Origin of the sequence: Haemophilus parahaemolyticus (assembly GCF_018373095.1) — a bacterium.
GTDB classification, from domain to species: domain Bacteria; phylum Pseudomonadota; class Gammaproteobacteria; order Enterobacterales; family Pasteurellaceae; genus Haemophilus_A; species Haemophilus_A parahaemolyticus_A.
Genome location: NZ_JAHAHT010000062.1, coordinates 1 through 10,643, shown reverse-complemented (window position 1 = coordinate 10,643; position 10,643 = coordinate 1). Strand labels below are relative to the sequence as shown.

General features: G+C 40.1%; 9 protein-coding genes and 1 pseudogene. 5 read left to right on the top strand and 5 right to left on the bottom strand.

Annotated features, from left to right (window positions below):
- Nucleotides 1–131 (top strand): annotated as a pseudogene (truA, locus tag KH943_RS06915) (tRNA pseudouridine(38-40) synthase TruA); the annotation flags it as partial.
- A 70-nt stretch (nucleotides 132–201) separates the two neighbouring features.
- On the opposite strand, the gene hpf reads toward truA, so the two are convergent.
- Entirely contained in the window at nucleotides 202–486 is a 285-nt protein-coding gene (hpf, locus tag KH943_RS06910) for a ribosome hibernation-promoting factor, HPF/YfiA family (protein ID WP_005708841.1), read from the bottom strand.
- A 171-nt stretch (nucleotides 487–657) separates the two neighbouring features.
- Here hpf and KH943_RS06905 point away from each other — a divergent pair, with 171 nt between their 5' ends.
- The 4 genes from KH943_RS06905 (at nucleotide 658) to dxs (ending at nucleotide 5,448) form a co-directional block, all read left to right on the top strand.
- A complete protein-coding gene (locus tag KH943_RS06905) occupies nucleotides 658–1,596 on the top strand; it encodes a Kdo(2)-lipid IV(A) acyltransferase (protein WP_304109383.1) in 939 nt (312 codons plus the stop codon).
- A 105-nt stretch (nucleotides 1,597–1,701) separates the two neighbouring features.
- Nucleotides 1,702–2,592, top strand: a complete 891-nt coding sequence (gene dapA, locus KH943_RS06900; protein ID WP_304109380.1) for a 4-hydroxy-tetrahydrodipicolinate synthase — start codon at nucleotides 1,702–1,704, stop codon at nucleotides 2,590–2,592.
- A 132-nt stretch (nucleotides 2,593–2,724) separates the two neighbouring features.
- Entirely contained in the window at nucleotides 2,725–3,534 is an 810-nt protein-coding gene (gene suhB, locus KH943_RS06895) for an inositol-1-monophosphatase (protein ID WP_039863033.1), read from the top strand.
- 60 nt (nucleotides 3,535–3,594) lie between these two features.
- Nucleotides 3,595–5,448, top strand: coding sequence for a 1-deoxy-D-xylulose-5-phosphate synthase (dxs, locus tag KH943_RS06890; RefSeq protein WP_304109377.1), 1,854 nt, complete (start codon nucleotides 3,595–3,597; stop codon nucleotides 5,446–5,448).
- 36 nt (nucleotides 5,449–5,484) lie between these two features.
- Here the strand turns inward: dxs and KH943_RS06885 are convergent, their stop codons facing one another.
- The 4 genes from KH943_RS06885 to KH943_RS06870 form a co-directional block, all read right to left on the bottom strand.
- Entirely contained in the window at nucleotides 5,485–6,312 is an 828-nt protein-coding gene (locus KH943_RS06885) for a Dam family site-specific DNA-(adenine-N6)-methyltransferase (protein WP_304109374.1), read from the bottom strand.
- Nucleotides 6,313–6,333: 21 nt separating this feature from the next.
- Complete coding sequence (gene aroB, locus KH943_RS06880) at nucleotides 6,334–7,422, bottom strand: 3-dehydroquinate synthase (protein ID WP_304109371.1); 1,089 nt, start codon at nucleotides 7,420–7,422, stop codon at nucleotides 6,334–6,336.
- 27 nt (nucleotides 7,423–7,449) lie between these two features.
- Complete coding sequence (gene aroK, locus KH943_RS06875; protein WP_304109368.1) at nucleotides 7,450–7,971, bottom strand: shikimate kinase AroK; 522 nt, start codon at nucleotides 7,969–7,971, stop codon at nucleotides 7,450–7,452.
- A 221-nt stretch (nucleotides 7,972–8,192) separates the two neighbouring features.
- The coding region (locus KH943_RS06870; protein WP_304109365.1) for a penicillin-binding protein 1A at nucleotides 8,193–10,643 on the bottom strand (2,451 nt) is incomplete at its 5' end.

The following is a 10,643-nucleotide window of genomic DNA, read 5'->3' as shown; positions in this document are numbered from 1 at the left end:
TTGAACAAAAAGATCGCAAGCTTGCTGCACCAACGGCAAAAGCGGAAGGACTGTATTTGGTCGATGTGAATTATCCTGAGTATTTTGGTATCCCTAAAACGGCGTTAGGTCCGTTATTTTTACCAGAGTAAAGATATAAAAAAGCCAAATGGCATTTTGTTTCGCCACTTGGCTTTTGTATTTTATTTTATCAATTAAAGATTAGTGCTCTTTTTTCTCTTTCAATTTAATGAGCTGAGCTTCTAATTTTTTCGCAAGATCATTGATTGCATTATACAGATCTTCATTTTCTGCTTTAGCAACTAAATCACCTAGAGGCGAACCAATGGTTGCATCCACTTCATAGCTATTAGGCTGTTTAATAATAATGAAATGTGGGTTAATCAATTGGAGTTGAAATTTATCGAATTTCGCTAAACGCTCCTCAATATGAGTACGGATTGCAGGGGTAATATCCATTTGTTTGCTAGAGATATTGAGTGACATAACGTTTTCCTCTTCGTTAGTTTAGTTGTTCTTGATAGTTTTAAAATATGTCTTTTGTTCCAACCTTTCAAGAATAATTTTTTATTAAATTTCAAATTTGTGATCAACTTAACATTTTACAGTATTTTTTGGCTATAATTTACACCATCTTTATTACAGAGAATTTTATCAATGGTTCAAAAACAACTTCCACCATTTCAATGGTCTTTTTTACATCCAAAATATTGGGGATTATGGCTTGGACTTGGTATTTTTAGACTTATTCTAGCTCTACCTTATCCAGTACTTGTACGTTTAGGCAAAGGATTAGGCAAATTATTTGCTAAACTTGGTTTTGGGAAACGTCGTATCCGTATTGCTAAACGTAATCTTGAGCTATGTTTTCCTGATTATACTCAGGCTCAAATAGAACAAATATTAGCGAAAAACATTGAATCGATTGGTATGGCGATCATTGAAACGGGAATGGCATGGTTCTGGTCAGATAAGCGGATACTAAAATGGTCTAAAGTTGAAGGCATTGAGTATCTTAAAAATGTGCCAAAAAATACTGGAATTATTTTAGTTGGGGTACATTTTCTTACTTTAGAATTAGGTGCAAGGATTATAGGTTTGCATCATCAAGGTATTGGTGTTTATCGTCCAAACGATAACCCATTATTTGATTGGATTCAATTTAGAGGACGAATCCGCTCAAATAAAGCTATGCTCAACCGTAGCGATTTACGAGGAATGATTAAAGCTCTTAAAACAGGAGAAATGATTTGGTATGCTCCAGATCATGATTATGGACGAAGAAATAGTGTTTTTGTTCCTTTTTTCGCCGTAAAAGAAACTTGTACAACTGCAGGAAGTAGAATGTTATTGAAATCAGCTCCCTTATCTATTGTGGTTCCATTTAGTCCAATACGCCATTCAGATTTTTCGGGATATACATTAAGCATAACTCCTACCGTAGATTTTTCGGATTGCGAAGATGATATTCAAACCGCTACTAAAATGAATAAAGTAGTCGAAATAGAAATTTTGAAAGCAATTGAGCAATATATGTGGTTACACCGTCGGTTTAAAACAAGACCGAATGAGAATGATCCAAGTCTCTACGATTAAAATTTAATGAAAAACACAACTCTTGCAAAAAAACACTTGCATATTTTGAAGTATTTTTGCAATCTATGAACGAAAGCCAATCATAATAAAAACAGGAGTCGAATTATGGCAATGCCTTTATTTCACGGTAGTATTGTAGCACTGATTACCCCGATGACACACGGTGAAGTGAACTATGAAGAATTAAAAAATTTGGTGGAACACCACGTTCAGGCTGGAACACACGCAATTGTTTCTGTCGGAACAACTGGTGAATCTACCACGCTGAGCATCGATGAAAATGTGAAAGTGATTAAGAAAACCGTTGAATTTGCTGATGGTCGTATTCCTATTATTGCAGGCACAGGATCAAATGCCACAAGTGAAGCGGTCACAATGACTAAATTACTTGCAAACAGTGGCGTTGCAGGCTGTTTGAGCGTTGTACCTTATTACAACAAACCAACCCAAGAAGGGATGTATCAACATTATAAAGCGATTGCTGAATCAACTGATTTACCGCAAATTTTATATAATGTACCAGGTCGTACAGGCAGCGACTTAAAACCTGAAACTATTGGTCGCTTGTCAAAAATTGAAAATATTGTTGGTGTAAAAGAAGCTACAGGCGACTTAAGTCGATTACCGCTCATTAAAGAATTAGCTGGTAAGGATTTCATTTTCTTAAGCGGTGATGATGCAACAGGTTTGGAGTCAATGAAACTAGGTGGACAAGGCGTCATTTCTGTAACTAATAACGTAGCCGCAGTAGATATGGCGAAAATGTGTGAGTTAGCTTTAGCTGGCAAATTTGAAGAAGCAGAGGCGATTAACCAACGCTTAAATATACTACACCACGATTTATTTGTGGAAGCAAACCCAATTCCTGTGAAATGGGCGGCTTATAAATTAGGCTTAGTGAGTGAACCAAACTTACGTTTGCCATTAACGACTCTCTCTGAAGAAGCTCAACCAAAAGTGTTAGCAGCTTTAAAACAAGCAGGTTTAATTGCATAATTTTAGTAAGGCGGGCTTTAGTCCGCCATTTTTGTAAATTTTCCGTTAAAAACCACCGCTTTTCATTCCTCTCCCGCTTTTTTTATACTATAATTCGCCATCTTTCTTCGTTCTTTAAAATCTGGTGGAAATATGAATCCAATGTTAAACATTGCTATTCGTGCAGCACGAAAAGCAGGCAATATTATTGCAAAAGGTTATGAGCAAGCACCTCAAGATACTGAAGTGGCTCGTAAAGGCTCAAATGACTATGTAACTGAAATCGATAAAGCCGCAGAAGCAGCAATTATCGAAGTTATCAAAAAATCTTATCCTGATCACGCTATCGTTGCGGAAGAGTCAGGCATTGTTGAAGGTAAAGATAACAGCGTGCAATGGGTTATTGATCCATTAGATGGCACAACTAACTTCGTAAAACGTTTACCGCATTTCTGTGTTTCTATTGCTGTTCGCGAGAATGGTCGCACAACGGTTGGCGTAGTTTACGATCCTATCCGTAATGAACTTTTCACTGGCGTACGCGGTGAAGGGGCAAAATTAAATGAATTCCGTTTACGTGTTGATACAAGCCGTCGTGATTTAAACGGCACCGTGCTTGCAACTGGTTTCCCATTCAAAAATCCCAAACATCGTCCTGCACATTTAAATATGCTTGAAGGCTTAATGAACAATGGCGTAGCAGATTTCCGCCGTACAGGTTCAGCAGCGTTAGATTTAGCTTATGTTGCAGCAAACCGTGTCGATGGTTTCTTTGAAATCGGCTTAAAACCTTGGGATTGTGCTGCTGGTGAGCTGATCGCTCGTGAAGCGGGTGCAATCGTAACCAACTTTGTAGGTGGCACAGATTACTTAAAATCAGGCAACCTTGTTGTTGGTCAAGCTCGTGTTGTGAAAGAGATTTTAAGCACCATTCAACCTGTATTAACAGAAGATCTTAAATAAGCCAGATAAGCGGTCGAAAGCCGTTTCATCTTTACATTACGCCCAAATGGATTATCTTTTATGCAAAAATCATACCCTTTGCTAAGCCAAATCAATTCGCCTGAAGATTTGCGTTTGCTAAATAAAGATCAATTACAACCGCTTGCAGATGAATTGCGTGCTTATTTGCTTGAATGTGTAAGCCAGTCAAGCGGTCATTTAGCGTCAGGGTTGGGCGTGGTTGAACTTACTGTTGCCTTGCATTATGTTTATCAAACGCCGTTTGATCAGCTCATTTGGGACGTAGGCCATCAAGCTTATCCGCATAAAATCCTTACAGGTCGTCGTGACCAAATCAAAACCATCCGCCAAAAAGATGGTATCCATCCTTTCCCTTGGCGTGAAGAGAGTATTTACGATGTATTAAGCGTAGGGCACTCTTCTACTTCGATCAGTGCGGGCTTAGGTATTGCGGTAGCAGCAGAAAAAGAGAACGCAGGGCGTAAAACTGTTTGTGTGATTGGAGATGGGGCAATTACCGCAGGAATGGCATTTGAAGCCTTAAACCACGCGGGAGCGCTACACACCGATATGTTAGTTATCTTAAACGATAACGAGATGTCGATTTCCGAAAACGTGGGGGCATTAAACAATCACCTCGCACGCATTTTCTCAGGCTCACTTTATACCACAATGCGTGATGGCAGTAAGAAAATTCTGGATAAAGTGCCGACCATTAAAAACTTTATGAAGAAAAGCGAAGAGCATATGAAAGGCGTGATTTTCTCGCCTGAAAGTACGCTTTTTGAAGAGCTTGGCTTCAACTATATTGGTCCGATTGACGGGCATAACATCGATGATTTAGTGAAAACGCTTGAAAATATGCGTGACCTAAAAGGCCCGCAATTCTTGCACATTCGCACTAAAAAAGGCAAAGGTTATCAGCCTGCAGAAAACGATCCTATCGGTTTCCACGGCGTGCCAAAATTCGATCCTGAAAGCGGAAAATTACCAAAAACCAAAACTATTCCAACCTATTCAGATATTTTTGGCAACTGGTTGTGCGAAATGGCAACGCAAGATCCGAAACTTATCGGCATTACCCCTGCTATGCGTGAAGGTTCGGGAATGGTGGAATTTTCTAAACGCTTCCCAGAGCAATATTTCGATGTAGCCATTGCAGAACAACACGCGGTTACTTTTGCAACAGGACTTGCGATTGCAGGCTTTAAACCTGTGGTGGCAATTTATTCTAGCTTCTTGCAACGTGCTTACGATCAGTTAATTCACGATGTGGCAATTCAAAATCTCCCTGTCATTTTTGCGATTGACCGTGCGGGCATCGTGGGGGCAGATGGACAAACCCACCAAGGGGCGTTCGATTTAAGCTTTATGCGTTGTATTCCAAATATGACGATTATGACGCCATCAGACGAAAATGAAATGCGCCAGATGTTATTCACGGCTTATTCAATGAATACGCCAACAGCCGTGCGTTACCCACGTGGCAATGCTCAAGGTGTAGCATTACAGCCAATGCAAGCGTTGGAGGTAGGTAAAGGTCGTCTGATTCGAGAAGGTAAAAAAGTTGCGATTTTAAACTTTGGTACAATGTTGCACGAAGCCCAAATCGTTGCAGAGCATAACGACTACACCCTTGCTGATATGCGTTTTGTAAAACCAATTGATGGCGATCTAATTACACAACTTGCAGATTCACACGATTTATTAGTAACCATTGAAGAAAACGCTATTCAAGGTGGTGCAGGCAGTGCGGTAAATGAATATTTGCAATCGTTCAACAAAATTAAACCGCTTGCAATGCTTGGTATTCCAGACCATTTCATCCCACAAGCAACACAACCAGAAGCTTATGCAGAAATTGGGTTGAATGCAGAAGGGATTGAACAGAAAATTCGGTCATTATTGGGATAAACTTCATAAAAAACGGCTTAATTGAATATTAAGCCGTTATTCAAATAAAGCTAATAATTCCGCTACTTTTCCCCGAGATTCACTTTTTTGCCCTATAGAACGATTAACCTGCAAAGTTTTGAATTTTGCACCTTGGTAAATTTTACGCGTAAATTCCGTATCATGGTTTGAAATGAGTACGGGAAAATCTGCTTCTCTGGCTAAATCTGCCAATCGTTTTTGCTGTTCAAGGCTAAAGCCCCCACCTGCGTATTGGGTGAAATTAGTATCTTGTTGCAACGGAGCATAAGGTGGGTCACAATAGACTACATATTGATCGGGTTGCTGCTTCAATAGATCGAAAACCTGTTCAAAATCGGCACAGATAAATTCAGCTTTTTGGGCTTTTTCTGCAAAAAAGCGAAGCTCTTTTTCAGGGAAATAGTGAGTTTTATAACGACCAAATGGGACATTATAACCCCGTTTTTGGTTGTAACGGCATAAGCCATTAAAACCAAAACGGTTTAGATAGAGGAAAAGCACGGAGCGTTGGAACTCATCTTCTGAGGCATTAAATTCAGCTCGGTGATCTAAATAGAATGATTTGCTATTCGCTTTTTCGTGCGAAAAAAGTACTTTAGCGTGCTGAATATAACGTTCAACATCATTTTTTACAGTATTAAATAGATTGATGAGATCAGGATTGATATCCGCCAATAGATAGCCTTCAAAATCCATATTTAAAAACACGGAGCCTGCACCAACAAAGGGTTCAACAAAACAAGCCCCCTGCGGAATGCTTGGGGGCAAGTAGTCTGAAATGGCTTGAGCAAGGCGATATTTTCCGCCTGCCCATTTTAAAAAGGCTCGTTGTTTTTCCAGCATAGGATTTATTCAGTAAGCGGTCTATTTTTGGGTGAATTCTTCAATCGCCGCAAGCACTTGGTTTTCTGTCGCTTCAGCTGTAACATAGGCTTGACCAAGTGATTTTAATAAGATTAAACGAAGTTTACCTGCTAGCACTTTTTTGTCTCGCCACATATAAGGTAGGTATTCTTGCGGCTGCATTCCATCTGGCGACGTCGTCGGCAATACCGCACGAGCAATCAGTTTTTCAAGGCGAGCGACATCGGGTTTGGAAATATTACCCAACATACGAGAAAGTTCAGCTGCTTCTAGCATTCCTACCGCCACACCTTCGCCGTGTAACCAGTTGCCGTAGCCCATATGAGCTTCAATAGCATGTCCAAATGTGTGCCCTAAATTAAGCAAGGCACGATCGCCTTTTTCAGTTTCATCACGAGCGACAACATCCGCTTTCAGCTGGCAGCAACGTTGAATGCAATATTCAAGTGCTTGTTGATCTAATGCAACAAGTTTATCAATATTTTCTTCTAACCATGCAAAGAATTGCTCATCGAAAATTGCCCCATACTTAATCACTTCTGCCAAGCCGGCACTCACTTCACGTTTAGCAAGTGTATGCAAAGTATTGGTATCAATAATGACAGATGCTGGCTGATAAAATGCACCAATCATATTTTTGCCAAGTGGATGGTTTACCGCTGTTTTTCCACCCACAGAAGAATCAACCTGAGCTAATAAGGTTGTTGGGATTTGGATAAAGCGAATACCGCGTTGATAAGAAGCTGCTGCATAGCCTGCAATATCGCCAATCACACCGCCTCCTAAAGCGATAAGGGTGGTATCACGATTGTGATTTTTTTCAAGTAAAGCGGTAAAAATTAAGTTAAGTGATTCTAAATTTTTGTATTTTTCGCCATCAGGAATCAAGACAGAATCCACGCTACAGCCGAGCTCCATTAAGGCTTTTTCCACTGTTGCAAGATAATGTGGAGCAATGGTTGGGTTTGAAACAATCATTACTTTATCGCCTTCTTTTAATGGGGCATAGCTATTCGGGTCGCTTAATAAACCTGCTGCAATCCGAATTGGATAACGGCGTTCTTTGAGTTCTACATTAACTTGTAACATTGTGTTTACCTTATTTTTATTGTTGTTTTATTGCAGATTGTCAATCATTTCTATGATATTTGTCGCAACTAATTTTGCTGCTTGATCATCTGTTTGAAGAGTAATATCTGCAATTTCTTCATAAAGTGGATTACGAATTTTAGCTAACTCCTCAAGTGTTTTACGTGGGTTATCATTTTGTAAAAGAGGACGTTTTTTATCACGCTGAGTGCGTTCAAATTGCTTATCTATGGTTGTTTCTAGATAAATCACAATTCCTCGAGCAGACAGTACATTACGGTTCTCTTTAGAGAGAATTGAGCCGCCGCCTGTAGAAAGTACCACACCTTGCCCTTGGGTTAATTCGTTGATAATACGCTCTTCACGTTTACGGAAACCTGCCTCGCCTTCGACATCAAAAATCCAATCAATATCTGCCCCAGCTCGCTCTTCAATCACGGTATCCGAATCCATAAATTCCATTCCGAGCTGTTGTGCAAGTTGGCGACCGATAGTGCTTTTACCAGCCCCCATAGGACCAATTAAGAAAATATTACGTTTTTCTGCCATTTTATTCTCATGTAAAAATTAGTTTAACATTATGATTTGGGTTGAAAAAATGACCGCTTGCAAAAAAACAAGCGGTCTGTTTTTAGAAAAAGATGACAAAATCTTTTATTCAATTTTAAGAAAGTACCACAAATCGCCTAAAAATAATTAGGTGCGATTATCTCAAGAAATCATCCCTAATTTCAACCTTTAGAGGGCTAATCATTGAATTTATTTATAAACTAGAATAATTCCCCGCCAGATGGAGAAGATAAAATCCCTTTTGCAGGTAAACCTAAACTGGATCCTCCCGCAGGATTGCCCAACTCATCCATTGGTATTGCTTGTTCAACCACAAATTTTTTGGTTGGTTCGGTTCCCTTAATAAAGTACTCGGTTAATTGACTACCTAAGAAGCCATTACTCGCATCAATTTTGGCCTCCACAATATTTGCTGGTATTGGAAGTGTACGATCTTTTTTATCTGCAAGGGCGACTTTCATATAATCACGCCATGCAGGCATTGCAGTTCGAGCACCTGATTCACCACGTCCTAATACACGGTTGTTGTCATCAAAGCCCACATAAACCGTAGTAACAATATTTGAACCAAACCCAGCATACCAAGTCACTTTAGATTGATTGGTCGTCCCTGTTTTACCACCAATATCTTTACGTTTGAAATCATTGGCAAGCGAGTGGCTTGTACCTCGCCATCCTTGCCCTTGTTCTCCATAAATTGCACTATTTAATGCACTACGCATTAAAAACGCAATCTCAGGCTTCATCACGCGTGGTGCATAAACGGTTTCACCCGTTTGATTCTGCACATTGCTCATTAAATCAGGGGCATTTTCTCGCATAACCGTATCAAGCACAGGCTCTTCGCCATCTGCACTTCCTAAGTCTGTTGCATTACTTGCGGTATCTGTGATATTCACGGTCTCATTCTCTTTCAATGAGCGTAAAAATTGCTCTTCATCATGAATTTTCATACTATCGAACTGTTCTGGTTCTTCATATGCCAGTTGAAGATTATTACATTCCATACAAGCAATTGGTGGATTAGCTTTAAACAATTCATTTCCTTGGCTATCTAAAATGCGATCAATGATATAAGGTTCGATTAAGAAACCTCCATTATCAAACACTGCATAAGCACGAGCCATTTCAAGTGGTGTAAATGAAGCAGCCCCCAGCGCCAATGCCTCTGTAGCGACAAATTGGTCTTGATTAAAGCCAAAACGCTCCAAATAGCCTGCTACATAATCAATCCCCGCCATTTGCAGAATACGGATAGACACCATATTTTTTGATTTACCTAATGCCACGCGCATACGAAGCTGTCCTTCGTAACGTCCATCTGCATTTTTTGGTGTCCACGGTTTTTGCCCACGTTTAGTAATTGTAATTGGATCATCGCTAATCGTACTCGATAAACTCAAGCCTTTATTCATTGCTGCTGCATAAATAAATGGCTTAATTGAAGAGCCTACTTGCACAAGCGATTGTGTTGCACGGTTAAAACGGCTTTGTTCAAAGCTAAAACCGCCAACAATCGCTTCAATTGCACCGTTATCACTATTGAGCGACACTAAAGCCGAATTGACCTCAGGAATTTGTCCCAACATCCACTCGCCATTTTTACCTTGCCTTATCCAAATGAGATCGCCAGCATTCAACTTAATCTGCTTACCAAACGTCGCATTTGATTTCTTCATCTCTGTTTTATCACCGCTTGGTAACATCAGCGTATAGCTATTTTTATTTACAGCTGTTACTACCACGCCGGTGAAAGGTTCCGAATTTGGCAACTTGCTTAAATAATCAATAATTGCCTCATCATCCCAAGCGGTCTTTCCTGTCCAAAGTTTTGCAGCACCACGCCAGCCGTGGCGACGGTCGTATTGGATCAAGTTATTCCGCACAGCATCTTGTGCGGCTTTTTGGTCATCAGACACTACGGTAGCATAGACTTTCAAGCCTTTATTGTAAGCAATGTCTTCACCATAACGTTTAACCATTTCTTGGCGAACCATCTCAGTGACATAATCAGCTCTAAACTCCAATGTTGCTCCATAGTATGCTGATTTCACTTCCTCTTTCTTTGCGGTTTCATACTGTGATTTGGTAATTTTTCCTACTTCAAGCATACGCCCAAGCACAACATTACGACGGTCTGTCGCCCGTTTAACTGAATAAATAGGGTTCATTGTTGAAGGTGCTTTTGGTAAGCCTGCAATGATCGCTACTTCTCCTAAAGTGAGCTGATCCAGCGTTTTACCAAAATAGGTTTTTGCAGCTGCTGCAACGCCATAAGAGCGATATCCAAGATAAATTTTGTTCAAATAAAGCTCTAAAATCTCATCTTTAGTCAGTACTTTTTCAATCTCAAGAGCAAGAATTGCTTCTTTGATTTTTCGCTCAATATTACGCTCAGGCGTTAAGAAAAAGTTACGTGCAAGCTGCTGAGTAATCGTGCTTGCACCTTGTGTATCGCCTTGGCTGGAGCGATAAAGTGCACGCATAATCCCTTTGGGATCGAGCCCTTTATGCTCATAAAAACGGCTATCTTCTGTGGCTAAAATTGCATCAATTAACGGCTGTGGAATCTCTGCTAATTTTACTGGAATACGGCGTTCTTCGCCTACCTCGCCAATCAATTTCCCGTCAGAGGTGAAAATTTGCATCGG